General features: G+C 62.4%; 28 protein-coding genes. 18 read left to right on the top strand and 10 right to left on the bottom strand.

Annotated features, from left to right (window positions below; translation table 11 throughout):
- Window positions 1–4: 4 nt before the first annotated feature.
- From AC07W0_RS19390 to AC07W0_RS19380, 3 genes are read right to left on the bottom strand one after another with little or no spacing between them, the layout of a single operon-like run.
- On the bottom strand, window positions 5–346 hold the full coding sequence (locus tag AC07W0_RS19390) for a hypothetical protein (RefSeq protein ID WP_017849421.1): 342 nt from the start codon (window positions 344–346) through the stop codon (window positions 5–7).
- Window positions 343–732, bottom strand: a complete 390-nt coding sequence (locus AC07W0_RS19385) for a phage holin family protein (protein WP_017849422.1) — start codon at window positions 730–732, stop codon at window positions 343–345. Before AC07W0_RS19385 ends, AC07W0_RS19390 begins: the two co-directional genes overlap by 4 nt.
- A gap of 4 nt (window positions 733–736) precedes the next feature.
- The gene (locus AC07W0_RS19380) at window positions 737–1051 is read right to left on the bottom strand and encodes an ElaB/YgaM/YqjD family protein (protein WP_017849423.1); all 315 of its coding nucleotides are present in this window, start codon (window positions 1049–1051) and stop codon (window positions 737–739) included.
- A gap of 346 nt (window positions 1052–1397) precedes the next feature.
- Here AC07W0_RS19380 and AC07W0_RS19375 point away from each other — a divergent pair, with 346 nt between their 5' ends.
- Window positions 1398–2606, top strand: coding sequence for an ammonium transporter (locus tag AC07W0_RS19375; protein ID WP_026140339.1), 1209 nt, complete (start codon window positions 1398–1400; stop codon window positions 2604–2606).
- Here AC07W0_RS19375 and AC07W0_RS19370 read toward each other — a convergent pair.
- The gene (locus tag AC07W0_RS19370; RefSeq protein WP_046385334.1) at window positions 2593–4323 is read right to left on the bottom strand and encodes a cation:proton antiporter; all 1731 of its coding nucleotides are present in this window, start codon (window positions 4321–4323) and stop codon (window positions 2593–2595) included. The genes AC07W0_RS19375 and AC07W0_RS19370 overlap by 14 nt on opposite strands.
- A 152-nt stretch (window positions 4324–4475) precedes the next feature.
- Here AC07W0_RS19370 and AC07W0_RS19365 point away from each other — a divergent pair, with 152 nt between their 5' ends.
- The 3 genes from AC07W0_RS19365 to AC07W0_RS19355 all read left to right on the top strand — a co-directional run bounded on the left by AC07W0_RS19365 (window position 4476) and on the right by AC07W0_RS19355 (window position 6084).
- The gene (locus AC07W0_RS19365) at window positions 4476–4712 is read left to right on the top strand and encodes a glutaredoxin family protein (RefSeq protein WP_017849426.1); all 237 of its coding nucleotides are present in this window, start codon (window positions 4476–4478) and stop codon (window positions 4710–4712) included.
- A gap of 74 nt (window positions 4713–4786) precedes the next feature.
- On the top strand, window positions 4787–5122 hold the full coding sequence (locus AC07W0_RS19360) for a hypothetical protein (RefSeq protein WP_017529348.1): 336 nt from the start codon (window positions 4787–4789) through the stop codon (window positions 5120–5122).
- 71 nt (window positions 5123–5193) lie between these two features.
- Entirely contained in the window at window positions 5194–6084 is an 891-nt protein-coding gene (locus AC07W0_RS19355) for a pseudouridine synthase (RefSeq protein ID WP_046384224.1), read from the top strand.
- Between the two features lie 54 nt (window positions 6085–6138).
- Here AC07W0_RS19355 and AC07W0_RS19350 read toward each other — a convergent pair whose 3' ends face one another.
- Together AC07W0_RS19350 and mobA are read right to left on the bottom strand one after the other, a co-directional pair.
- Entirely contained in the window at window positions 6139–6360 is a 222-nt protein-coding gene (locus tag AC07W0_RS19350; protein WP_017849428.1) for a YgdI/YgdR family lipoprotein, read from the bottom strand.
- 79 nt (window positions 6361–6439) lie between these two features.
- Window positions 6440–7042 (bottom strand): molybdenum cofactor guanylyltransferase MobA, encoded by a 603-nt coding sequence (mobA, locus tag AC07W0_RS19345; protein ID WP_102617966.1) that lies wholly within the window; start codon window positions 7040–7042, stop codon window positions 6440–6442.
- Window positions 7043–7118: 76 nt separating this feature from the next.
- Between mobA and moaB the strand changes: the two genes are divergently transcribed.
- The gene (gene moaB, locus AC07W0_RS19340; RefSeq protein WP_017849430.1) at window positions 7119–7658 is read left to right on the top strand and encodes a molybdenum cofactor biosynthesis protein B; all 540 of its coding nucleotides are present in this window, start codon (window positions 7119–7121) and stop codon (window positions 7656–7658) included.
- A complete protein-coding gene (locus AC07W0_RS19335; protein WP_102617967.1) occupies window positions 7642–8868 on the top strand; it encodes a molybdopterin molybdotransferase MoeA in 1227 nt (408 codons plus the stop codon). The genes moaB and AC07W0_RS19335 overlap by 17 nt, the downstream gene beginning before the upstream one ends.
- 128 nt (window positions 8869–8996) lie before the next feature.
- On the opposite strand, the gene AC07W0_RS19330 is transcribed toward AC07W0_RS19335, so the two are convergent.
- Complete coding sequence (locus AC07W0_RS19330; RefSeq protein ID WP_102617968.1) at window positions 8997–9326, bottom strand: EscU/YscU/HrcU family type III secretion system export apparatus switch protein; 330 nt, start codon at window positions 9324–9326, stop codon at window positions 8997–8999.
- Window positions 9323–10906, bottom strand: coding sequence for a flagellar hook-length control protein FliK (gene fliK / locus AC07W0_RS19325; RefSeq protein WP_046384220.1), 1584 nt, complete (start codon window positions 10904–10906; stop codon window positions 9323–9325). The genes AC07W0_RS19330 and fliK overlap by 4 nt, the downstream gene beginning before the upstream one ends.
- Before the next feature lie 200 nt (window positions 10907–11106).
- Between fliK and ccmA the strand changes: the two genes are divergently transcribed.
- From ccmA to AC07W0_RS19275, 10 genes are all read left to right on the top strand, one after another.
- On the top strand, window positions 11107–11742 hold the full coding sequence (ccmA, locus tag AC07W0_RS19320) for a cytochrome c biogenesis heme-transporting ATPase CcmA (RefSeq protein WP_102617969.1): 636 nt from the start codon (window positions 11107–11109) through the stop codon (window positions 11740–11742).
- The gene (gene ccmB, locus AC07W0_RS19315) at window positions 11739–12407 is read left to right on the top strand and encodes a heme exporter protein CcmB (RefSeq protein WP_017849435.1); all 669 of its coding nucleotides are present in this window, start codon (window positions 11739–11741) and stop codon (window positions 12405–12407) included. Before ccmA ends, ccmB begins: the two co-directional genes overlap by 4 nt.
- 90 nt (window positions 12408–12497) lie before the next feature.
- Window positions 12498–13253, top strand: a complete 756-nt coding sequence (locus AC07W0_RS19310) for a heme ABC transporter permease (RefSeq protein ID WP_046486406.1) — start codon at window positions 12498–12500, stop codon at window positions 13251–13253.
- On the top strand, window positions 13250–13426 hold the full coding sequence (gene ccmD / locus AC07W0_RS19305) for a heme exporter protein CcmD (RefSeq protein WP_017849437.1): 177 nt from the start codon (window positions 13250–13252) through the stop codon (window positions 13424–13426). The genes AC07W0_RS19310 and ccmD overlap by 4 nt, the downstream gene beginning before the upstream one ends.
- Window positions 13423–13878, top strand: a complete 456-nt coding sequence (ccmE, locus tag AC07W0_RS19300; RefSeq protein ID WP_017849438.1) for a cytochrome c maturation protein CcmE — start codon at window positions 13423–13425, stop codon at window positions 13876–13878. Before ccmD ends, ccmE begins: the two co-directional genes overlap by 4 nt.
- Before the next feature lie 3 nt (window positions 13879–13881).
- The gene (locus AC07W0_RS19295; RefSeq protein ID WP_017849439.1) at window positions 13882–15870 is read left to right on the top strand and encodes a heme lyase CcmF/NrfE family subunit; all 1989 of its coding nucleotides are present in this window, start codon (window positions 13882–13884) and stop codon (window positions 15868–15870) included.
- On the top strand, window positions 15867–16403 hold the full coding sequence (locus AC07W0_RS19290; protein WP_017849440.1) for a DsbE family thiol:disulfide interchange protein: 537 nt from the start codon (window positions 15867–15869) through the stop codon (window positions 16401–16403). The genes AC07W0_RS19295 and AC07W0_RS19290 overlap by 4 nt, the downstream gene beginning before the upstream one ends.
- Window positions 16400–16873: a cytochrome c-type biogenesis protein gene (locus AC07W0_RS19285; RefSeq protein WP_017849441.1), complete on the top strand. Its 474-nt coding sequence runs from the start codon at window positions 16400–16402 to the stop codon at window positions 16871–16873. Before AC07W0_RS19290 ends, AC07W0_RS19285 begins: the two co-directional genes overlap by 4 nt.
- On the top strand, window positions 16866–18050 hold the full coding sequence (gene ccmI, locus AC07W0_RS19280; RefSeq protein ID WP_057003715.1) for a c-type cytochrome biogenesis protein CcmI: 1185 nt from the start codon (window positions 16866–16868) through the stop codon (window positions 18048–18050). The genes AC07W0_RS19285 and ccmI overlap by 8 nt, the downstream gene beginning before the upstream one ends.
- 15 nt (window positions 18051–18065) lie before the next feature.
- Complete coding sequence (locus AC07W0_RS19275) at window positions 18066–18461, top strand: hypothetical protein (RefSeq protein ID WP_017849443.1); 396 nt, start codon at window positions 18066–18068, stop codon at window positions 18459–18461.
- A 43-nt stretch (window positions 18462–18504) separates the two neighbouring features.
- Here the strand turns inward: AC07W0_RS19275 and AC07W0_RS19270 are convergent, their stop codons facing one another.
- Window positions 18505–18780, bottom strand: coding sequence for a DUF6124 family protein (locus tag AC07W0_RS19270; RefSeq protein ID WP_046486404.1), 276 nt, complete (start codon window positions 18778–18780; stop codon window positions 18505–18507).
- Between the two features lie 495 nt (window positions 18781–19275).
- Between AC07W0_RS19270 and phnN the strand changes: the two genes are divergently transcribed.
- The gene (phnN, locus tag AC07W0_RS19265; protein ID WP_046486401.1) at window positions 19276–19839 is read left to right on the top strand and encodes a phosphonate metabolism protein/1,5-bisphosphokinase (PRPP-forming) PhnN; all 564 of its coding nucleotides are present in this window, start codon (window positions 19276–19278) and stop codon (window positions 19837–19839) included.
- On the opposite strand, the gene AC07W0_RS19260 is transcribed toward phnN, so the two are convergent.
- The gene (locus tag AC07W0_RS19260; RefSeq protein WP_046486399.1) at window positions 19828–20709 is read right to left on the bottom strand and encodes a LysR family transcriptional regulator; all 882 of its coding nucleotides are present in this window, start codon (window positions 20707–20709) and stop codon (window positions 19828–19830) included. The genes phnN and AC07W0_RS19260 overlap by 12 nt on opposite strands.
- 497 nt (window positions 20710–21206) lie before the next feature.
- Between AC07W0_RS19260 and AC07W0_RS19255 the strand changes: the two genes are divergently transcribed.
- Window positions 21207–22406, top strand: a 1200-nt coding sequence (locus AC07W0_RS19255; RefSeq protein ID WP_102617970.1) for a M10 family metallopeptidase C-terminal domain-containing protein, incomplete at its 3' end; no start/stop codon positions are given.

The raw sequence follows: 22406 nt of genomic DNA, 5'->3' as shown, positions 1-22406 counted from the left end.
AGCCTCAACCTTTGCGTGAGGCGCCCTGCATGGCTAATTTGATCAGTGGGATCAAACCGGCGCCCAGTCGCACCAGGCGGGTCAGGCTGCTGAGACTGCCGCCCTTGGCGCCCTTGCCGGTAAAGAAGCCGATCAGCGTCACTGCGGCCACGCCCCACAGCGGCGCATGCTTGATGCCCAGGCTGTCCTGCCAGTGTTGGCCCATGTTGCGCACCTTATTCAGGGGCGCCATCAGTTGCTGGGACTCGTGGCGGATTTCCTGGCGGTGCATTTCCATGCGCAGGCGGATCAATGCCTTGCGCATTTCCCGGCGCGAGTTGGTGGGTGGGATTTCAGTCAGGCTCATGGCAGCAGGCGCTCCCGGTCATTGGCCAGCTCTTCGAGGGTGGCGTGGAACGGCGTGGACTCATCGAACACCGCCGCCTTCAAGCGCACACCGCAGAATGCAGCGGCCAGGGTATAGAACACGCAGAGGCAGATGATTCCGGTCAGGCGGTAGCCGGTGTCCCACACCAGAATCATCACCAATGTCGACAACCCCACCAGCAACAGCAGGGCAAACACCAGGGCCAGCCCGGCAAACAGCAGCAGGCTGACGGTGCGCGCTTTCTGCTCCTGCAGCTCGATGCCGAACAGTTCGACATGGCTGTGCAGCAAGCCCAGTACGGCTGCGCCCAGGCGTCGGGACGTTGAACTTGGGCCCGTGGACGAGCCGGATTCGCCGATAGACATAGGATTAGCGCCTTGTAGCCAACAGACCGATCAAGAAGCCCACGCCGGCGGCAATGCCCACTGATTGCCAAGGGTTGGCCTGCACATAATCTTCGGTCGCGGTGACGGCGGCCTTGCTGCGGTCGCGCAGGGAGTCTTCGGTCAGTTGCAGGGTTTCACGGGCCTTGAGCAGGCTGTCGTGGATCTTGGCGCGCAGCTCGTCGGCCTGGTCGCCGGCCAGGATGGCGGTGTCGTCCAGCAACTTTTCAGTATCACTGACCAGCGTTTGAAAATCCGCCATCAGTATTTCTTGAGCCGTCTGTGCTGTTTTGCTGGCCATGGTTATCTCCGTGAGTGGCTGATCGGTACGTGTGGTTTCGAGTCACCGGTATCGGTGAAGGTTCATTGCAAATGTCTGGTACAGCTTTTGCTTTGCCTTGGTGCGCAGGCCTCTGGGGCTGCGCTGAATCTGGGCGGTTGGGCCGCAAACCGGTGAAAACCTTACCCTATATAACTGAAACTCGCGGAAAAACCCTGTCGGGAATGGCCGATTGTGCTGATCGCTGCGCTAAAGCGGTTCACGCCCTCAGAAGAGGGGCGGAGCCGGTGGTGCCAATTTAGTGCGCGAAACGCTGGCTTGAACCGCTTTGGTGCTTTTTGCCTTTATCGCAGGCCTGCCAACCTCCATGGAAAATCTGCAAAGCGCAGTGGACACCCTTGTCCACAGCTCCAACACCCTGTTCATTCTGATCGGTGCGGTCATGGTTTTGGCCATGCACGCCGGTTTTGCCTTCCTCGAAGTCGGCACCGTGCGTCAGAAGAACCAAGTCAACGCCCTGTCGAAAATCCTCAGTGACTTCGCGATCTCCACCCTGGCCTATTTCTTTATAGGCTATTGGATCTCTTATGGCGTGAGCTTCATGCAACCGGCGGCGGTGATCAGTGCCGATCACGGCTATGGTCTGGTGAAGTTCTTCTTCCTGCTGACCTTTGCCGCGGCGATTCCGGCGATCATTTCCGGGGGCATTGCCGAGCGTGCACGATTTGTTCCGCAACTGTGCGCTACCGCGCTGATCGTGGCGTTTATCTACCCGTTTTTCGAAGGCATGGTGTGGAACGGCAATTTCGGCGTGCAGGCTTGGTTGCTCGCGACCTTCGGTGCCAGCTTCCATGACTTCGCCGGTTCCGTGGTGGTGCATGCCATGGGCGGCTGGCTGGCGTTGGCGGCGGTGCTGTTGCTCGGGCCGCGCAACGGGCGTTATCGCGAAGGGCGCCTGGTCGCGTTTGCGCCGTCGAGCATCCCGTTCCTGGCGCTGGGCTCGTGGATTCTGATTGTCGGCTGGTTCGGCTTTAACGTGATGAGCGCACAAACCCTGAACGGCGTCAGCGGCCTGGTGGCGGTCAACTCGCTGATGGCCATGGTCGGGGGTACGGTTGCGGCGCTGGTGATTGGCCGCAATGACCCCGGCTTCCTGCACAACGGCCCGCTGGCCGGGCTGGTGGCGATTTGTGCCGGTTCCGACCTGATGCATCCGGTGGGCGCATTGGTCACGGGGGTTGTCGCCGGTGGCTTGTTTGTGTGGTGCTTCATTGCCGCCCAGGATCGCTGGAAGATCGACGATGTGCTGGGTGTCTGGCCGTTGCATGGCCTGTGTGGCGTGTGGGGTGGCATTGCCTGCGGCATCTTCGGCCAGACCGCCCTTGGCGGGTTGGGCGGGGTCAGCCTGATCAGCCAATTGATCGGCACCGCGTTGGGTGTGCTGGTGGCGTTTGCCGGCGGCCTGCTGGTGTATGGCGTGATCAAGCGCGTACACGGGCTGCGCCTGAGCCAGGAAGAGGAGTACTACGGCGCGGACCTGTCGATCCACAAGATCGGTGCGATCAGTCAGGATTGATCGGCGCCTCTTCGTCAGGGGCCGCCCGCGGGTAGAAGCCGTGCAGCAGACGGTAGCGGTTGTGCCGCACCTCATCGACCCGCGCTTGCACCTGCTGGTCCGGCAGGCCCAGCAGGATCAGGGCGTGGGAGGCGAGCATCAGGCTCGACTCGAGCAGCTCGGGCACTACTTCGCTGGCGCCCGCGGCTTTCAGTTCGGCTAATTGGCTGTCGTCGCGGGTGCGTACCAGGATCGGTACGTCGGCGTTGATCCGGCGGGCTTCCTTCAGCACCAGCAGGGCGACTTCGGTGTTATCCACGGCGATCACCACCAGCCGCGCCCGTTCCAGGCCGACCGCGCTGAGCAGGGCGCCACGGCGGCAGTCGCCGTAATGCACGCTGTTGTCTTCGGTGGCGGCTTCCTGCACCCGTTCCGGGTTGTCATCCAGGGCGATAAACGCCTGTTGTTCGTGGTGCAGAAAGCGCCCGATGGATTGCCCGACGCGGCCATAGCCGCAGATCACCGCATGGTCGCGTAACTCGGCGTTGAGCGCGGTGATGGCTTCGAGTTGCACCTGCTGGTTGGGTTTGCGGTGCAGGCGCAGGGCAATGCCCGGTGCCGCGCGCAGCAAAAGCGGGGTCAGCAGCATCGAACAGAAGGTGGCGGCCAGCAGCAAGCCGTTGAACTCATCCGGTATCAGCCGGCTCTGTTGCATCTGCGCCATCAGCGCAAAACAGAACTCGCCGCCCTGGGCCAGGGCCAGGCCGCTGCGCCAGGCGGTTTCGCGGTCGCTGCCGCGCAGTTTGACCAGCGCCGCGACCACGCAGCCCTTGGTCAGCATCAGCGTGAAGGTCAGGCCGAGGATCAGCAGGCTGTGGCTGATGAACAGTTGCAGGTCGATGAGCATGCCGATGCTGACGAAAAACAGCCCCAGCAGAATGTCGCGAAACGGCCGGATATCCGCCTCGATCTGATGCCGGTAATGGCTTTCCCCCAGCAGCATGCCGGCCAGGAACGCACCAAGCGCCGGGGAGAGGCCCAGCAGGTGCGTGAGCCAGGCGGTCAGCAACACGATCACCAGCGCCAGCAGCACAAACAGCTCGGCCGAATGGGAGGCGGCGACTTCATGGAACAGACGCGGCAATAACCAGCGGCTGGCGAGCAACAGGCCGACGAACAACAACAATGTCTTGGCCAGCGTCAACGGCAGCGCCCAGTACCAGGCCTGCTCGCTGCCACCGGCGAACACCGGCACCAGGGTCAGCAGCAACACCGCCACTACATCCTGGAACAGCAGCACGCCAATCGCGTTCTGGCCGTGACTGCTGAAGATTTCCCCGAGGCTGCTCAGCTCTTTGCTGACAATGGCCGTGGACGACAACGCCAGCCCCGCACCGAGCATCAAGGCGATGTTCGGCGATACGCCAAAGGCCATCAACAGGCCTCCCAGCAGCAACCCGCAGCCCAGCACTTGCAAGCTGCCCAGGCCAAATACCACGTGGCGCAGGGCGAACATCTTGCTCAGGGAGAACTCCAGGCCAAGGGAAAACAGCAGGAATACCACGCCCAGCTCGGCGAGGTCGGGCAGGTTTTCGCTGTCATTCACCCAGTCGAGGGCGGTCGGCCCCACGGCCAGGCCCACGCACAGGTAGCCCAGCACGGGCGGCAATTGCAGCCGGCGAAACAGCGCAATCACCACCAGGGATGAGGCCAGAATGATCAGCAGGTTGGCGAACACAAGCATCTCCGTTGCAGGGCGAGCGGACAAAAAGCCGCGAGAATCGCTGAATCAGTTATAGGCCATGGTGATCTGGGTCAGGGTTTATCGGCTCGCCAGCGCTATAGAGTCGGCCTAAAATGGGCGCCTATTCCTGATCAGGTCCTGTCGTCATGCCTCCTGAATGCCAGTTGTTCACTACGTTGGGTTGCCATCTGTGTGAGCTCGCCGAAGCAGAAATCATGCCGTTGGTCGAACATGGGTTGCTGGTTGAGCTGGTGGATATCGCCGATTCCGAAGCCTTGTTTGAAGCCTATGGCCTAACGATTCCGGTGCTGCGCCGGGTGGATACCGGGGCTGAACTGGGTTGGCCGTTCGACACGGAGCAGGTGGTGGCCTTCCTATTCTAGCGCTTGGGCGATGGCAGCTTTCTCAATATTGGGTTACTGTATGTTTGTACAGCGATTGAATAGAGGGAACGCCCGTGGTGAATGTTGAACAACTGAAAAGCAGCGTTAATCGCATGTCCGCCGACGTTGTGCGCGATGCGGTGAACGAGCTGCGCCTCGACGGCCTGGTCACGGAAGGCAAGACGCCGTTTAACAAAGTGCATTTCAATACCTGCTTTGCCGAGATCGAAGCGCTGTTCCAGCGCGCCGGTTATCACAAGCAGTTGGATGTGGTGGGTTACCAGGGCTTGCTGTACGCGCTATATGATCCGGGCCGTTGGGAAGCGGTAGACGTGCTGCGCTGGCTCAAGGAATTTACCGAGGCCGCCAGTGCTTCGCCGATTCTGCGGGCGCAATTGGCCAAGGCCTGAGATCCGCCCTAGGCTCAATCCCGCTCCATGCGGGATAATGCCGGCCTGTTTCCCAGGCTTCGAGCATCCGCATGTCCACTTCCGGTTTTTCCGCGTCCCAGCATCAAGCCAGCACCTTGTACTTGCCGCCTGGCCCTTGGGCGACGGTGCTCGACTGCCTGTGCGAGCATTTCCCGGCGATCGGCCGCACGCAGTGGCTGGACCGCATCGCCCGTGGCCGGGTGCTGGATCTGCAGGGTAGCCCGATCCGCCTGGACCTGGCCTACAAGGAAGGCTTGTGCATCTACTACTTCCGCGAAGTGCCGAACGAAAAAGTCATCCCGGTGCAGGAAACCATCCTGTACGCCGACGAACACTTGGTGGTGGCGGACAAACCACACTTTCTGCCCGTCACCCCGGCGGGTGAGTATGTCGAGCAAACCCTGTTGCGCCGCCTGATCCGCCGCCTGGACAACCCGTCCCTGGTGCCCCTGCACCGCATCGACCGGCATACGGCGGGGCTGGTGCTGTTCTCGGCCAACCCGCAAAGCCGCTCGGCCTATCAGCAGTTGTTTCCCACGCGTCAAATCGACAAGTTCTACGAGGCCATCGCCCCGGCCTTGCCGAACCTGACCTTCCCGCTGGTCCACAAAAGCCGTCTGGTGGATGGCGAGCCGTTCTTTCGCATGCAGGAAGGGCCAGGCGCCAGCAACACCGAAACGGCCGTGGAAGTGCGCGAAACCCACGGCGACTTATGGCGCTATGGGCTGTTCCCTGTGACCGGCAAGAAGCACCAGTTGCGTGTACACATGACGGCGCTCGGCGCGAGCATCTGCAATGACCCGTTCTACCCCGAAGTGATCAAGGATGCCGTGGACGACTACGCCAATCCCTTGAAGCTGCTCGCCCAGGGGGTGCGTTTTATCGATCCGGTCACGGGTGCAGAACGCAGTTTCCGCAGCCAGATCACGCTCGACTGGTAACCGCAGAAACGACAAGGCCCGCGCGAGGCGGGCCTTGTATGCAAGCGTTGCGGCTTACAGGTCTTTAACGGTACGCACTTGATCCTTGTTGATGCGGGTGCGCTTGCCGTCAAGCTGTTCGAATTCGTAGAAACCCGTATCTTCATTGTATTTCGGGGTATCGACAGCCTGGATTTCGCGACCGTCATTCAGGGTGATCACTGTTGGCGAGGCGCAACCGGCAAGGGTAGCGAGGCCCAGTGCAAGCATGAAAGCGGCGATGGTCCGTTGAGTCATGAGTGTGTCTCCAAGAGAATTCTTTTTGATTGCTGACTGTGTGACGCGTGGCGCGTCGACAAAGTTCCTTGTGTGGGGGTCATTCTGACACGCCAGGCCTGGTGTGTAACAGCGCAGGTGTGTTCAGGTTGGCCAGGCGCGGATCATCTGCCGGGCATTCCAGCCCGATGCCCCCCAACTGCAGGAAAATCTTGCGCGGGCTGCGCTCACCGGCTTGCCAGGCCTGTTCTACCGCGCTTTGCAGGTGGGTGGGGATGATGCAGATCAACGGTTCCCAGAATTCACCGTGGCGCACCATCACCGGCAGCCGCGGATTGCGCTGCGCCGTCTTGCGCAGGTCGGCGAGCAGTCGAGCGTCAAGATGCGGCACATCGCACGGCAAAATCAGTAAGTGCTCATGGCGGGCGGCGTTCAAGCCTGCGCGGATACCGGCCAGCGGCCCGGGGAAATCCGTACTGTCGTCACTCACCAACTGGTCGGCATACGGCGTGTAGCGGTCCGGGTTGCGGTTGCACGAGATGATCAGGTCGTCGGTCAGTGGGCGCACCAAGTGGTGCAAGTGCGCGATCAATGGCTGACCCTGCCATTCCAGCAAGCCTTTGTCTTGTCCGCCCATGCGTTGGCCGCGGCCACCGGCCAACAGCAGAATCGAACAGGGCAGAGGCGAAGAATCGTCGGGCATGGGGGTTCCGCAGCGGCAGGTAAATAGGGGCCTGTGATATAACATCGGGCTGTTCCTTCGACAACCGGACCGTGCCATGAAAGCCAAGGCAGATGCGCCCTTTGTACCCCTGAATATCGCTGTATTGACGGTCAGCGACACCCGCACCCTGGACACCGACACCTCGGGCCAGGTTTTCGTCGACCGCCTGATCGCCGCCGGCCACCTCCTGGCCGAGCGCGTGCTGCTCAAGGACGACCTCTACAAGATTCGCGCGCAGGTGGCCCACTGGATCGCCGAAGACGTGGTGCAGGTCGTGCTGATCACTGGCGGCACCGGCTTCACCGGCCGTGACAGCACGCCCGAAGCGGTGAGCTGCCTGCTCGACAAACAGGTCGATGGCTTTGGCGAGCTGTTCCGCCAGATCTCCGTGGCCGACATCGGCACCTCCACCGTGCAATCCCGCGCCCTGGCCGGCCTGGCGAACGGCACCCTGGTGTGCTGCCTGCCGGGTTCGACCAACGCCGTGCGTACCGGTTGGGACGGCATCCTCGCTGAGCAACTGGACAACCGTCACCGCCCCTGCAACTTCGTACCGCACCTGAAGCAGGCCGAACCCTGTGAATCCCGTGGATAAGCCGGGCAAGACCGGCGCCTTGATGCCGGTGGAAGAAGCCCTGCAACGCTTGCTCGAGATGGCCGAGGCCGCGCCGATTCGCGAGCAGCAGGTATTGCCCCTGGCCGCGGGTGATGGCCGCGTACTGGCGCAGGATTTGATCTCCACCCTCGATCTGCCGCCGTGGCCCAACAGCGCCATGGACGGTTATGCCGTGCGCCTGGCGGACTGGACGGGCGAACCGTTGGCGGTGAGCCAGCGCATCTTCGCCGGTCAGGCCCCCGCGCCATTGGCTGCCGGCACCTGCGCGCGCATCTTCACCGGGGCGCCCGTGCCGCAAGGCGCGGACTGCGTGGAAATGCAGGAAAACGCCGTGGTCCACGCCGACGCGCGTGTGAGCTTTACCGAGCCGTTGCATATCGGTCAGAACATTCGCCCGCAAGGGCAGGAAACCACCGTCGGCGAAGTGGTGCTGACCGCGGGCACGCGCCTGGGGCCGATCGAACTCGGCCTGGCTGCGTCCCTCGGTCTCGACCAATTGGCCGTGGTACGCCGCGTGCGGGTCGCGGTGCTGTCCACCGGCGATGAGTTGATCGAGCCCGGCCTGCCCCTCGGCCCAGGGCAGATCTACAACAGCAACCGTCGCGTGCTGTGCAGTTGGCTGGAGCGCCTGGGATGCGAAGTGATCGATGCGGGCATTCTTCCCGATGACCTGGACCAGACGCGCACGTGTCTGGCGGGCCTGGGCGCGGTTGACTTGATTCTGTCGACCGGCGGTGTGTCGGTGGGCGAGGCGGATTTTCTCGGCATTGCCCTGCGTGAAGAAGGCGAGCTGGCCTTGTGGAAGCTCGCGATCAAACCGGGCAAACCGCTGACCTTCGGCCATTTTCGTGGCGTGCCGGTGATCGGCCTGCCGGGCAATCCGGCGTCGACGCTGGTGACGTTTGCCCTGTTGGCACGCCCCTATCTGCTGCGCCGCCAAGGTGTGGCGGAGGTCGAGCCGCTGCGGTTCGAGGTGCCGGCGGGGTTCGTCTGGCCCAAACCGGGCAACCGCCGCGAATATTTGCGCGGGCGCATCGAGCAGGGCAAGGCGGTCATCTATCGCAACCAGAGCTCCGGCGTGCTGCGCAGTGCGGCGTGGGCGCAAGGGTTGGTAGAGGTGTTGGAAGGGACGACGCTGGCGATTGGCGACCGGGTGAATTTCATTCCCCTGAGCGAAGTCCTGAACTGAAGCCGATCTGAATGTGGGAGGGGGCTTGCCCCCGATGGCGGTGTATCAGCCACAGATGTGTTGACTGAAACACTGCCATCGGGGGCAAGCCCCCTCCCACATTTGGATTGTTGTTTGTCTGGGGCTACTCAGTAGTCGTCGCCACGCTCGGTGACATCGCGCTCGACCGGCTCGGCGTCCGGATCGTACCCCGCCGGAAACTTGCCCTTCAACGTCCAGGCAAACGCAATGATCTCGGCGATCGTGCGGTACAACTCTTCCGGGATACTGTCGCCCAGTTCCATGCGCGCCAGCAGCTTCACCAGCTCGGCGTTTTCATAGATGGGCACTTCGTTTTCCCGCGCCAGCTTGAGGATCGCTTCGGCCAGGGCATCGTCGCCCTTGGCGGTCAGGGTCGGCGCTTGTTGGCCGTCATACTTGAGGGCGATGGCGTGGCGCGGTGGGTTGGCGTTGTTCATGCGGTTTCGTCCACCCAGCGTTGCTCCAATCCGGTTTTCGGCCCGCGTGGCGGCGTGCCGAGGTGGCAGTCGAGGTCGCCGACATTGATGCCCGACGTCACCAGGCGCTCGCGCAAACTGCCCAAGTGACTTTCGATCAAACTGGCGGTGAACGGTCGCGTCGCCCACAGCTGGCTCGACAGTTTGCCCTGAGACAATTGCGCCTGGACCTGCAACGGCCCCAGCGGCTCCATGTCGAAGGCCAGTTCCACGCGCCAGAGCATCTGCTTGGGGTCTTTTTTGTCCTTGCGTTCAGGCTGGTCCTTGTCCTGCGCGGGCTCTTCGCGCTGGAACTTGACCTGCAGCGGCACGATGTCCTGCAGGGTCCGCATGGGAATTTCCAGCTGCCAGGTGGTTTGCAGGCGGCCGTCGGCGGTGGTGCCGGTCTGTTCCAGGCTCGACAACTGATGGCTCTGTAACCGCGAGATGGCCCCGGCGGCCAGGCGCAGCAGGTTTTCCAGGTCGCCTTCGCCTGCCAGGCGTTGCATCAGCCGCTCCGGCAATGGAAAACCGGCGGGTGCCTGGCGGGCGCTGATCTGCCCGAGGGTGTTCAGCGGGCTGCGCACGAAGTTGGGCAGTATCTGAGCCAGGGTGTTGGCGGCGAGGATGGCATTGAGGTTGGTGCTGACGGGCAGGGCGGGCAGCAGATCGGCGACCAGGCGCAACAGCGCGCCTTTCATATCCAGCGGTGGAATTTGCGGGTTTTGCCCGGCCAGCAACTTGGCTTCAAGAAACGCGCCGCTGTTCTGGATGACTTGCGCCAGCACCTTGGGATTGCTGACTTGCGCCAGGTCGGGCAATGCCGCGAGCAGCCGCGTGGCGGCCGAGCGCAGTTCGACGGACGTACTGTCGTCCTGGGGCAGGCGTTGCAACGCGGTGAACACCGCATCCAGCGAGCCCTGACGGCTTTGCTGGGTGGCGAGTTGCTGGGTCACGGCCAGTTGATCCTTGAGCCCGCTCAAGGGCACAAAGTTCAGGGTCTGCGTGTCCTGTACCACAGCGCTGAGCAGGCTGCCGACGCGTAGCGGTTGCGGGCTTTCCAGGGTCAGGGTCGTGCCGGCCAGGGTGCTGTTGAGCACCGTCACCAACGAACGGTAGATCGTCGGTTGCGTGGTGCCTTGGGGCAGCGCTTGGCTGGTCAGGACTTTGGCTTGCAGCAAGGTGCCCGCCGGCATTTGTGTGGTGTCGATGCGGGTGAGGGCGGCGACGTTGGCGCTCAAGGCCTGCTGCAGGCTGAGGGTCAGGTTACCGGCGGACGTCTGGCTCACCGCCACATTGCTGCCCAGCGGCAAGGGTTGCGGGCTGCTGGCCTGCACCAGCGTCTGGCGGCCACCGTCGAGGGTCAATTTGAGCAGCAACTGAAAGGCTTCGCCGCCTTGTTTAAGTGCGATGACTTCGGCGTTCGCGGTTTTTCCCGGGTCGATCAAGCCGATCTGCGGCTCCAGCAGTTTCAGCAACTCACCGGTTGCTGGCGCTGGCGCAGGGGCCGGCCCGGCTGTCGGGGCAGGAGAAAGCGTAGGAAGGTTGATCTCACCGGTCATCGTGCGTGTCGTCTCAGGGGAAATAGCCCTCTTTAGCGTAGGGCATCGCATGTATAATGCGGCCCGTCTGCCATGAGAGCGGTAAAAACCTCACAACTATTTGATCCAGCTCTCTAAAATCGGTCGCCAAAGCCGTTATTGTGCTCCTTTCTATAACGGCCGCAGCACCGCCGACTTGAACCGTAAAGGCCCGCGATCTTTTGACCAGCCCTCTTCTTGAAGCCGTAGCGCTTGCCTGTGAACGCGACCTGCGCCTGCTGTTCGAGCACCTCGACCTGCGCCTGGCGGGCGGTGACATGGTGCAGATCAGCGGGCCTAACGGCAGCGGCAAGACCAGCCTCCTGCGTTTGCTGGCCGGGTTGATGCAGCCCACGGCGGGCGAAGTGCGGCTCAACGGCAAGCCCCTGAACGAACAACGCACCGAGCTGGCCCGCAACCTCACCTGGATCGGCCACGCCGCCGGGATCAAGGACGTGCTCAGCGCCGAGGAAAACCTCAGCTGGCTCAGCGCCCTGCATCATCCGGTCAGCCGCGAGGCGATCTGGCAGGCACTCGCCGCCGTCGGCCTCAAGGGCTTCGAAGATGTGCCCTGTCACACCTTGTCGGCCGGCCAGCAGCGCCGTGTGGCCCTGGCGCGCCTGTATCTGCCCGGCCCGGCGCTGTGGATTCTCGACGAACCCTTCACCGCCCTCGACAAACAAGGTGTCGCCCAGTTGGAAGAACATCTGGCGCGGCATTGTGAGCAGGGCGGCCTCGTCGTGCTGACGACGCACCACAGCCTGACGCGCCTGCCCGCCGGTTACCGCGAGCTGGACCTGGGGCGGTGGTCGGTATGAGTGTGTTCGCGCTGTTGGTGGCCCGCGAGGCGCGGCTGTTGTGCCGGCGCCCGGCCGAACTGGCCAATCCGCTGGTGTTCTTTGCGATTGTCATCGCGTTGTTCCCGCTGGCGGTCGGCCCCGAGACTAAACTGTTGCAAACCTTGTCTCCGGGACTGGTGTGGGTGGCGGCCCTTTTGTCCGTGTTGCTCTCGCTGGACGGGCTGTTTCGCAGTGATTTCGAGGACGGTTCCCTGGAACAGTGGGTCCTTTCGTCGCACCCCCTGCCACTTCTGGTATTGGCCAAGGTACTGGCACACTGGGCGTTTTCCGGCCTGGCGCTGGTGTTGCTCTCGCCGTTGCTGGCAATGATGCTAGGGTTGCCCAGTGAATGCCTGCCGGTATTGCTCATGTCCTTGTTGCTCGGCACGCCGGCGCTCAGCCTGTTGGGAGCGGTGGGCGCGGCGCTGACGGTGGGTTTGAAACGCGGCGGCCTGCTGCTGGCCTTGTTGATTCTGCCTTTGTATATCCCGGTGTTGATCCTCGGCAGCGGCGCTTTGCAAGCCGCGCTCATGGGCATGCCGGCGACCGGTTACCTCCTGTGGCTTGGCAGCCTGACCGCCCTGGCGGTAACCCTGACACCCTTTGCCATAGCCGCCGGCCTGAAGATCAGCGTCGGCGAATAATGAAGTCGGGTTACGCGTAACCCGTTCTTCAACATAAGAAAGACCCTACGCTTCTTGCAAACACAAGACGCAACCGTGATGGAAACAGCAATGAACTGGACCTGGTTTCACAAGCTCGGCTCGCCCAAATGGTTTTACGGCATCAGCGGCAAGCTGCTGCCGTGGTTGAGCATCGCCGCCGTAGTGCTGATCGGCCTCGGCCTGGTCTGGGGCTTGGCCTTCGCGCCGCCGGATTACCAGCAGGGCAACAGCTTTCGCATCATCTATATCCACGTGCCTACCGCAATGCTGGCCCAGTCCTGCTACGTGATGCTGGCGGTGTGCGGCATCGTCGGCCTGGTGTGGAAGATGAAACTCGCGGACGTCGCCCTGCAATGCGCCGCGCCCATCGGTGCGTGGATGACCGCCGTGGCGCTGGTCACCGGCGCGATCTGGGGCAAACCCACCTGGGGCTCGTGGTGGGTGTGGGATGCGCGACTAACGTCCATGTTGATCCTGCTGTTTCTGTACTTCGGTCTGATTGCCCTGGGCAACGCGATCAGCAATCGTGACAGCGCCGCCAAGGCCTGTGCGGTGCTGGCGATTGTCGGTGTGATCAACATCCCGATCATCAAATACTCGGTGGAGTGGTGGAACACCCTGCACCAGGGCGCCACCTTCACCCTCACCGAAAAACCGGCGATGCCCGTGGAAATGTGGGCGCCGCTGTTGCTGATGGTGCTGGGGTTCTACTGCTTCTTCGGCGCTGTGCTGCTGATGCGGATGCGCCTTGAAGTGCTCAAGCGTGAAGCCCGCGCCAGTTGGGTCAAGGCCGAAGTGCAGAGCAGCCTGGGAGCGCGTGGATGAGTTTTGCTTCTTTCAGTGATTTTCTCGCCATGGGCCACCATGGCCTGTATGTCTGGACGGCCTATGGCATTTGCCTGGCGGTACTGGCCCTCAACGTTGCCGTGCCGATCCTGGCCCGCAAGCGTTACCTGCAACAAGAGGCGCGTCGTCTGCGCCGGGAGACCGAAAAGTGAATCCGCTGCGTAGAAAGCGTCTGTTGATCATCCTTGCCATTCTGGCCGGCGTCGGTATTGCCGTGGGCCTGGCGATGAGCGCCCTGCGGGAGAACATCAACCTGTTCTACACCCCAACCCAGATCGCCAACGGCGAAGCACCGCTGGACACGCGCATCCGCGCCGGCGGCATGGTGGAGAAGGGCTCGTTGAAACGCTCCGGCGATTCTCTCGACGTCACCTTCGTGGTCACCGACTTCAACAAGGCCGTGACCATTACGTATCGCGGCATCCTCCCGGACCTGTTCCGCGAAGGCCAGGGCATCGTCGCCCTGGGCAAACTGAATGCCGATGGCGTGGTGGTGGCCGATGAAGTACTGGCCAAGCACGATGAGAAATACATGCCGCCGGAAGTCACCAAAGCGTTGAAAGACAGCGGCCAAACCGCTCCAACTCCAGCCAAGGAGGGCTAAGTGATGACGTCCGCACTGTTTATTCCGGAGCTGGGCCATTTGGCGATGATCCTCGCCCTGTGCTTCGCCATCGTCCAGGCCGTGGTGCCGTTGCTCGGCGCGTGGCGCGGCGACCGCCTGTGGATGAGCCTGGCGCAGCCGGCCGCCTGGGGCCAGTTTGCCTTCCTGGTGTTCGCGTTCGGTTGCCTGACCTACGCCTTTATGACCGACGATTTTTCCGTCGCCTATGTGGCCAGCAACTCCAACAGCGCCTTGCCCTGGTATTACAAGTTCAGCGCCGTGTGGGGCGCCCACGAAGGTTCGCTGCTGTTGTGGGCTCTGATCCTCGGCGGTTGGACCTTCGCCGTGTCGATCTTCTCCCGGCAACTGCCGCAAGTCATGCTGGCCAGGGTGCTGGCAGTGATGGGCATGATCAGCGTCGGCTTCCTGCTGTTCCTGATCATGACGTCCAACCCGTTCAGCCGCATCTTGCCGCAGATCCCGGTGGACGGGCATGACCTCAACCCGCTGCTGCAGGACATCGGCCTGATCGTCCACCCGCCGATGCTCTACATGGGCTACGTGGGTTTCTCCGTGGCCTTCGCCTTCGCCATCGCCGCCTTGCTCGGCGGGCGCCTCGATGCGGCCTGGGCGCGCTGGTCGCGGCCATGGACCATCGTCGCCTGGGCCTTCCTCGGCATCGGTATCACCCTGGGTTCGTGGTGGGCCTATTACGAGCTCGGCTGGGGCGGCTGGTGGTTCTGGGACCCGGTGGAAAACGCGTCCTTCATGCCATGGCTGGTGGGTACGGCGCTGATTCACTCGCTGGCCGTCACGGAAAAACGCGGCGTGTTCAAGAGCTGGACGGTGTTGCTGGCCATCGCGGCGTTTTCCCTCAGCCTGCTCGGCACTTTCCTCGTGCGTTCGGGCGTGCTGACTTCGGTTCACGCGTTTGCGTCCGACCCTGCCCGCGGTGTGTTCATCCTGATGTTCCTGCTGTGTGTGGTCGGCGGTTCCCTGACCCTGTTTGCCCTGCGCGCGCCGGTGGTCAAGAGCCAGGTCGGCTTCAACCTGTGGTCGCGGGAAACCCTGTTGCTGGGCAACAACCTCGTGCTGGTGGTGGCCGCGTCGATGATCCTGCTCGGCACCCTGTACCCGCTGGTGCTGGATGCGCTGACCGGCGCCAAACTGTCGGTCGGCCCGCCGTATTTCAACGCCTTGTTCATTCCGTTGATGGGCTTGTTGATGGTGGTAATGGCCGTCGGCGTGCTGGTGCGCTGGAAAGACACCCCGGTGAAATGGCTGGTGGGCATGCTGACCCCGGTGCTGCTGGGCAGCGCCGCCTTGGCCGTGATCGCCGGTATCGCTTATGGCGACTTCAACTGGGCGGTCCTCGCCACGTTCATGCTCGCCGCCTGGGTATTGCTGGCCGGCATGCGCGACATCGTCGACAAGACCCGTCACAAAGGCCTGATCAAAGGCCTGCCCACCCTGACCCGCAGCTATTGGGGCATGCAGATTGCGCACATCGGCATCGCCGTGTGTGCCCTCGGCGTGGTGCTCTCCAGCCAGAACAGCGCCGAGCGTGACCTGCGCCTGGCCCCCGGCGAGTCCATGGACCTGGCCGGTTACCACTTCATCTTCGAAGGCGCCAAGCACTTCGAAGGGCCGAACTTCACGTCCGACAAAGGCACTGTGCGCGTAGTCCGCAACGGTAAGGAAGTCGCCGTGCTGCACCCGGAAAAACGCTTGTACACCGTGCAGAGTTCGATGATGACCGAAGCCGGGATCGACGGCGGTTTCACCCGTGACCTTTACGTCGCCCTGGGTGAGCCGCTGGGCGAAGGAGCCTGGGCGGTGCGCGTGCATGTCAAACCGTTCGTGCGCTGGATCTGGTTCGGCGGTTTGCTCACCGGTCTGGGTGGTGTGCTCGCGGCGCTGGACCGGCGCTATCGGGTCAAGGTCAAGAGCCGGGTGCGTGAAGCCCTGGGCCTGCAAGGAGCGGCGGTATGAAGCGTTGGTTGATGGTCGTGCCGCTGGCATTGTTTCTGCTGGTGGCGGTGTTCCTGTATCGCGGGTTGTACCTGGACCCGGCCGAGTTGCCCTCGGCCATGATCGGCAAGCCGTTCCCGGCGTTTTCCCTGCCGACGGTGCAGGGCGACAAGACCCTGACCCAGGCCGATTTGCTGGGCAAGCCGGCGCTGGTCAACGTGTGGGGCACCTGGTGCATTTCCTGCCGCGTAGAACACCCGGTGCTGAACAAACTCGCCGAGAACGGCGTGGTGATCTACGGCATCAACTACAAGGACGACAATGCGGCGGCCTTGAAGTGGCTGGCGGAATTCCACAACCCGTACCAGCTGGATATCCGCGATGAAGACGGCAACCTGGGGTTGAATCTCGGCGTCTACGGCGCCCCGGAAACCTTCTTTATCGATGCCAAGGGCGTGATCCGCGACAAGTATGTCGGCGTCATCGATGAAGTCGTCTGGCGCGAACAACTGGCCGCCAAGTATCAGGCCCTGGTCGACGAGGCCAAGCCATGAAGCGCTGGTTAGCTGCTGCCGTATTGGCCCTGGGCCTGGCGGGCGTGGCTCACGCCGCCATCGACACCTATGAATTCGCCAATGACGCCGAGCGTGAGCGTTTTCGCGAACTGACCAAGGAACTCCGCTGCCCCAAGTGCCAGAACCAGGACATCGCCGACTCCAACGCGCCCATCGCCGCCGACCTGCGCAAAGAGATCTTCCGCATGTTGGGGGAGGGGAAGGATAACCAGCAGATCATCGACTTCATGGTCGACCGCTACGGCGATTTCGTGCGCTACAAGCCAGCCCTCACCGGCAAGACCGCACTGCTCTGGTTCGGCCCCGCCGGGCTGCTGCTGGCTGGCATGGTGGTGATGGTGGTGATCGTCCGCCGTCGCCGCGCCGCGCCTACCGATGGTTCCGACGCGCTATCCCCCGACGAGCGCCAACGCCTCGACCAATTGCTGGACACCAAGACTGATGATTGATTTCTGGCTCGCAGCCGGTTTGCTGCTTCTGATTGCCCTGAGTTTCCTGTTGATCCCTGTGTTGCGCGGCCGTCGTGCCCAGCGCGAAGAGGATCGCACCGCGCTGAACGTGGCGCTGTATCAAGAACGCGTGGCCGAACTGCAAACCCAGCAGGACGAAGGCGTGCTCAACGCCACGCAACTCGACACCGGCCGCGCCGAAGCCGCGCGCGAATTGCTGGCCGACACCGAAGGCATGGAAAAGCCCCGCGAATCGCGCCTGGGCAAGCCGCTGCCGTTGCTCGCAGCGGTTTTGGTGCCCGTGCTGGGCATTGGCTTGTACCTGCACTTCGGTGCCAGCGACAAGGTCGAACTGACCCGCGAATTCTCCCAGCCACCGGTGTCCATGGAAGACATGACCCACCGCCTGGAACGGGCCGCGGCCGCCCAGCCGGATTCGGCAGAAGGCTTGTACTTCCTCGGTCGCGCCTACATGGCCCAGGACCGCTCCGCCGATGCCGCCAAGGTCTTCGAGCGCACCGTGGCCCTGGCCGGGCGCCAGCCGGAGCTGTTGGGCCAGTGGGCCCAGGCCCAGTACTTCGCCGACAACAAGCAGTGGTCGCCCAAGGTCCAGGCCCTGACCGACGAAGCCCTCAAGCTCGACCCGCGAGAAGTCACCAGCCTCGGTCTGCTTGGCATCGCGGCCTTTGAAGGCCAGCGCTACCAGGAGGCGATCGATTACTGGAGCCGCCTGCTGGCGCAACTGCCGCCCGAAGACAACTCCCGCGTCGCCCTGCAAGGCGGGATCGACCGCGCGGCAGAGCGGCTGAAAGCGAGCGGTGGCACCGTCGCCCAAAAAGCCGTGATGAAAGTGCGCGTGGACCTCTCCGCCGACATCAAGGCCAAGGCCCTGCCAAGCGACAGCGTGTTCATCTTCGCTCGCGCTGTCTCCGGCCCGCCGGCGCCGCTGGCGGCCAAGCGTGTGACCGTCGCCGACCTGCCGGTCACCGTCGAACTGGGTGATGCCGACGCAATGATGCCGCAGTTGAAACTGTCCAACTTCCCTGAAGTCCAACTGGTTGCGCGCATATCCCGGGCCGGTCAACCGACCACTGGCGAGTGGATCGGCCGCAGCCAACCCCTGGCCAGCACCACCACTGCGCTGCAGCAGCTGACCATCGACAGTCCGGACAAGTAATTCGAGGAAACGCCTATGACCGCCCTTGCACGCATCACCCTGCTCAGCCTGGTATTGGGCTTGAGCGCTTGTGCGGTCCACCGCCCACCTCCGGCACCCACCGGCCCGACCATTCCCCCATCGGGCCCCTCGACCAAGCCAGCCACCAGGCCCTCCAGCCCGGTCACCGCACCCGCGAAAGCGCCACCGAGCAAGTCGCCGACCTTCGCCCCGCCACCCGGCGCGGCCAGCCACTGGGACGGCAAGATGCAGGTGTATGTGCTGGAAGACCAGCCCGACACCTTCTACCGCCAGCGCACCTACTACCGCTGGAGCAACGGCTGGAGCCGCTCCATCAGCCCGGACGGGCCGTGGGAAGAGACCGACGTGCATGGCGTACCGCCGGGGTTGAGCAAGCAGTACGCGCAGTGACAGAAGGCGACCTTTGGGTCGCCTTTTTCATGCCTGCAGCCTGTCAGTCCACTGGACACTCGTGATCCAGCGCCGCATCCACCAATAACTGCGCAATCTCCATCATCTGCACCACCGCCAACACCTGCTTACGGCTTGAGCCATCAAGGTGCTCAGCGCAGTCATACGCACAGGTCGTCGCTGATTCAAGCATCTCGCTGGCATTGCTCAAGGCCGCTTCGGTGCTGAGACCGGAGCGAACGGTGAAGATGATTTCAGAGGGCGTTTGCGGGTTATCAGCCGAGGGGGATGACGGGGGATTTGGCGTGACTTTTTTCATGCAGTAAATCTCCATTCAGTGGAGCTCACCACATCCGCGACCAAGCAGAAGGGTGGCGAGCTGTACGCAGGTTGGTCGACCAGGGAATGGAAACCCGGCAGGGCCGCAGCCCTCCCACGCACAGCTCGCCATAACGCGAACACAATAATGCCGCTTGCGCGGCACTGTGCGCCATTCTCACCCGGGCGACCAAACCCGATCGCTGATGAGCAGCGATTGCGAGAGGCTAATGGTGCGTTCTAACAACTGCAAGCCACAGAAGTTGTAGGAAAAGTCTTGGCTGAATTTATTTGTGCGATGAGTTCTATATCTTGACGGAATAATCCTAAGTATTTAACTGAGTGAAGGTTCGGAATGTTCTACTTTCTGTTTTCTATCTGCTGACGCGCACGCCTGACCGAGTGCGTAGCGCGTCACAATTCGATACTGTGGCCGCCGCCGTGAAACGTAGTCGGTCATGCAACAAATCTGCAGACAAGCGAAGAGGGTGTATTGATGGCGGGCAGGTTGATCTATCTCATCGGGCCATCGGGTTCGGGCAAGGACAGCCTGTTGGACGCTGCACGACCACGTTTGGCCGAACGTGGCTGTCGCATTGTGCGTCGGGTGATTACGCGCTCGGCGGAAGCGGTGGGCGAGGCGGCACAGGGGGTGAGCGCCGAGCAGTTTGTCGCGATGCAAGCCGAAGGCGCGTTTGCGTTGAGTTGGCAGGCCAATGGGTTGTCCTATGGCATACCCACGGACATCGACGCGTGGCTGGCGGCGGGGGAGGATGTGCTGGTCAACGGCTCCCGTGCCCACCTGGCGCAGGCCCGCGAGCGTTACCCGGCGTTGCTGGTGGTGTTGCTGAGTGTCGATCAGGCGGCGCTGCGCCAGCGCTTGCTGGCGCGGGGGCGTGAGTCGGTGGCGGATATCGATGCGCGCCTGGCGCGTAATGCACGGTTTACGGCGCAGTTGCTGGCCGGCATGGGGGCGGGGTTGCTCGTGCTGGATAACTCCGGCCCGCTGGAGCATACGGTCGAGTGTTTGCTGCGCTACCTGGCCCCGTCAGCGCGTTGACAACCGTTCCACATACTCCACAAACGCCCGCGCCTTGGCACTCGCCATCCGCCCTGTCGGAAACACGGCCCATAAGTCCCGCGCCGGCAAATGCCAGTCGGTCAACACCGGCTTCACCGCGCCACTGGCCAGTTCCGGCGCGAACATCCAGGCCGATGCCAGGGTCAGGCCCAAGTGGTTCAGCACAGCCGCACGTACCCCTTCCGCCGCTGTGATGTGCAAGCGGCCATGGACGACGATCGGGTATTCGCGGGCGTCTCGGGTAAATGTCCAGCGCGCGCCCTCGCCCTGGGTGTAGATGACCGCCTGGTGTCGCAGCAGATCGGCTGGCGTGGCGGGTTCGCCGAAGCGTTCGAAGTAGGCCGGGGTGCCCAGGATATGGCAGGGCGACGCCCCGATCTTGCGTGCGGTCAGCCCCGAATCGTTCTGGTTGCCCATGCGCAGGGCGACGTCGATGCCTTCTTCCACCAGGTTGAGGCTGTGGTCGTCGAGTACCACATCGATGTTCAACCCAGGGTACTGCTCCAGGAACGGCCCCAGGTGCGGAAGGATATGCAGGCTGGCGAAGGTCACGGCGGCGCTGATGCGCAAGTTACCCGACAGCCCGGCGCCCGCGCTGCGGGCAGCGTCGTCGGCCTCGTTGGCCTCATCGATGGCGCGCTTGGCTTTTTCGAAATACGCCAGGCCCGCTTCGGTCGGCGTCAGGCCTCTGGTTGAGCGCAGTACCAAGCGCACCGCCAGGCGCGCTTCCAACTGCGCGACGCTCTTCGACACCGCGGGCTGGCCGATGCCCAGGCGTTTGGCGGCGGCGGAGAACGAGCCGGTTTCGACAACGTGGACGAAGGTTTCCATGGCGGTCAGGCGGTCCATCGGGTGTCCCTTGCTTGTGATTGAGCGCATCGCGACGCAGTACGGCGCAAAGCCTACGGGGAATGGCCATGGCTTGTCACCCGCTCCCAGGCGGGGTTTATCGCAGTGAAGAAGCTTAAGTGGATATGTCTTTGTCTGGCGGGAATTGAAGTAAGCCAGTGACGGGTATTTGTTTAGAATTTGTTTTTTTATTGTAAAAGCAACCCGGTATTGGTGAGTCGGTTGTGTGGTTGGATGTTTAAATTGCAAATAAAATCCTGGTTGTCTGACTGCATGTTACGCAGCGTGTGGTTGTTTCAGCTGAAACTAAAATAGTGTTGGTCCGCTATTTTTCACTGTGCGAGATTATCGGCGATAACGATGAGCCTGGTTTAACGCGGCTCGCGGTTATTGATACTTAATCTCCGGATCGATTCGATTCGGTGTTCTTGTGTATTCATTAATAATACGAGTGCCGCACAATGAATGGACCTGATCTGTTTTCTGTAACTTCCCGCATGGGGTTTCCAATATCGGACCCCGGCCCGTTTGGTGCCGGGGCCTCGAAGAAACCGTCGTTTACGACGGACCAGGCGGCCAAACAAATCACGCGGGAAAATCATCGTTTCCGTGACCGTAACGGCGATCAGAAGATCGACTTGCACTACACGGTCGACGCGAGTTTCACCGCCCAGCAGAAACAGCGCGTACACCAGGCAGTGCAAGCCTGGCAGGATGTGGCCAATATCAGTTTCCGCGAGCAGTCAAACGGTACGGACGGAGCGCTCAGTATCCACAACAACCCTCGCGGCGACCGGGGGGTTGCCGACTTGCCTCATGGTTCCACGAATCGGACAGCAGCCACGATCGGCACCCGGGGCGGGGCGGCTTCGCCTGCGCTGGGCAGTCACTTTTCGGTCACGGCTATTCATGAAATCGGTCACGCTATTGGCCTGCAACATCCGGGACGCTATAACGGCGACGGTGCCAACTACCAAAACGGCGCGGTCTACGCGCAGGACACCAAGGCACGCACCGTGATGAGTTACTGGTCGGAACGCCATCAATCCGGTCATGACTTCAGATCGCTCAATCCGTCTGCCCCGATGATGGACGATATCGCCGCGGCGCAACGCTTGTATGGCGCCAACCACCAGACCCGCAAGACCGACACCGTCTATGGTTTCAACTCCAATACCGAGCGCGAAGTGATGAGCCTTACCAGCGCCAGGGACAAACCGGTGTTCTGTGTGTGGGATGGTGGCGGTGTGGATACGCTGGATTTTTCCGGGTTTTCCCAGGATCAGAAGGTCGATCTGAATGCGGAGTCGTTCTCTGACGTGGGCGGCTTGAAGGGCAATGTGTCCGTCGCCAAGGGATGTGTTATTGAAAACGCGATCGGCGGTGCCGGTCGTGATGCCTTGATCGGCAATGATGCGGCCAACCGCCTCAAGGGCGGTGCCGGCGCCGACACGTTGAGGGGCGGCGGCGGCGCGGATACGTTTGTCTACGATAACGTCAGCGACTCCGCCGCACAGAGCCCAGACCTGATTGAGGACTTCACCAGCGGTACCGATAAGATCGACGTCTCGGGTGCGTTAAAAGCGGCAGGTGTGCGCGCCCTGGTGTTTACCGATCGGTTCAGCGGCCGCGCCGGTGAAGCGGTGCTCAAACACGATGCCAGTACGGGGGGGGCGAGCCTGGCCATTGATTTGAAG

The sequence above is a fragment of the Pseudomonas sp. GW704-F2 genome, from assembly GCF_059423025.1.
Note: the sequence above shows the minus strand (reverse complement) of the source record. Positions and strands in the feature narration are given on the sequence as shown.

Bases quoted from the DNA above. Each gene is read 5' to 3' on its own strand.
- AC07W0_RS19390 (WP_017849421.1), bottom strand. From the start codon at position 346: ATGAGCCTGACTGAAATCCCACCCACCAACTCGCGCCGGGAAATGCGC.
- AC07W0_RS19385 (WP_017849422.1), bottom strand. From the start codon at position 732: ATGTCTATCGGCGAATCCGGCTCGTCCACGGGCCCAAGTTCAACGTCC.
- AC07W0_RS19380 (WP_017849423.1), bottom strand. From the start codon at position 1,051: ATGGCCAGCAAAACAGCACAGACGGCTCAAGAAATACTGATGGCGGAT.
- AC07W0_RS19375 (WP_026140339.1), top strand. From the start codon at position 1,398: ATGGAAAATCTGCAAAGCGCAGTGGACACCCTTGTCCACAGCTCCAAC.
- AC07W0_RS19365 (WP_017849426.1), top strand. From the start codon at position 4,476: ATGCCTCCTGAATGCCAGTTGTTCACTACGTTGGGTTGCCATCTGTGT.
- AC07W0_RS19355 (WP_046384224.1), top strand. From the start codon at position 5,194: ATGTCCACTTCCGGTTTTTCCGCGTCCCAGCATCAAGCCAGCACCTTG.
- AC07W0_RS19350 (WP_017849428.1), bottom strand. From the start codon at position 6,360: ATGACTCAACGGACCATCGCCGCTTTCATGCTTGCACTGGGCCTCGCT.
- mobA (WP_102617966.1), bottom strand. From the start codon at position 7,042: ATGCCCGACGATTCTTCGCCTCTGCCCTGTTCGATTCTGCTGTTGGCC.
- moaB (WP_017849430.1), top strand. From the start codon at position 7,119: ATGAAAGCCAAGGCAGATGCGCCCTTTGTACCCCTGAATATCGCTGTA.
- AC07W0_RS19330 (WP_102617968.1), bottom strand. From the start codon at position 9,326: ATGAACAACGCCAACCCACCGCGCCACGCCATCGCCCTCAAGTATGAC.
- fliK (WP_046384220.1), bottom strand. From the start codon at position 10,906: ATGACCGGTGAGATCAACCTTCCTACGCTTTCTCCTGCCCCGACAGCC.
- ccmB (WP_017849435.1), top strand. From the start codon at position 11,739: ATGAGTGTGTTCGCGCTGTTGGTGGCCCGCGAGGCGCGGCTGTTGTGC.
- AC07W0_RS19310 (WP_046486406.1), top strand. From the start codon at position 12,498: ATGAACTGGACCTGGTTTCACAAGCTCGGCTCGCCCAAATGGTTTTAC.
- ccmD (WP_017849437.1), top strand. From the start codon at position 13,250: ATGAGTTTTGCTTCTTTCAGTGATTTTCTCGCCATGGGCCACCATGGC.
- AC07W0_RS19295 (WP_017849439.1), top strand. From the start codon at position 13,882: ATGACGTCCGCACTGTTTATTCCGGAGCTGGGCCATTTGGCGATGATC.
- AC07W0_RS19290 (WP_017849440.1), top strand. From the start codon at position 15,867: ATGAAGCGTTGGTTGATGGTCGTGCCGCTGGCATTGTTTCTGCTGGTG.
- AC07W0_RS19285 (WP_017849441.1), top strand. From the start codon at position 16,400: ATGAAGCGCTGGTTAGCTGCTGCCGTATTGGCCCTGGGCCTGGCGGGC.
- ccmI (WP_057003715.1), top strand. From the start codon at position 16,866: ATGATTGATTTCTGGCTCGCAGCCGGTTTGCTGCTTCTGATTGCCCTG.
- AC07W0_RS19275 (WP_017849443.1), top strand. From the start codon at position 18,066: ATGACCGCCCTTGCACGCATCACCCTGCTCAGCCTGGTATTGGGCTTG.
- AC07W0_RS19270 (WP_046486404.1), bottom strand. From the start codon at position 18,780: ATGAAAAAAGTCACGCCAAATCCCCCGTCATCCCCCTCGGCTGATAAC.
- phnN (WP_046486401.1), top strand. From the start codon at position 19,276: ATGGCGGGCAGGTTGATCTATCTCATCGGGCCATCGGGTTCGGGCAAG.
- AC07W0_RS19260 (WP_046486399.1), bottom strand. From the start codon at position 20,709: ATGGACCGCCTGACCGCCATGGAAACCTTCGTCCACGTTGTCGAAACC.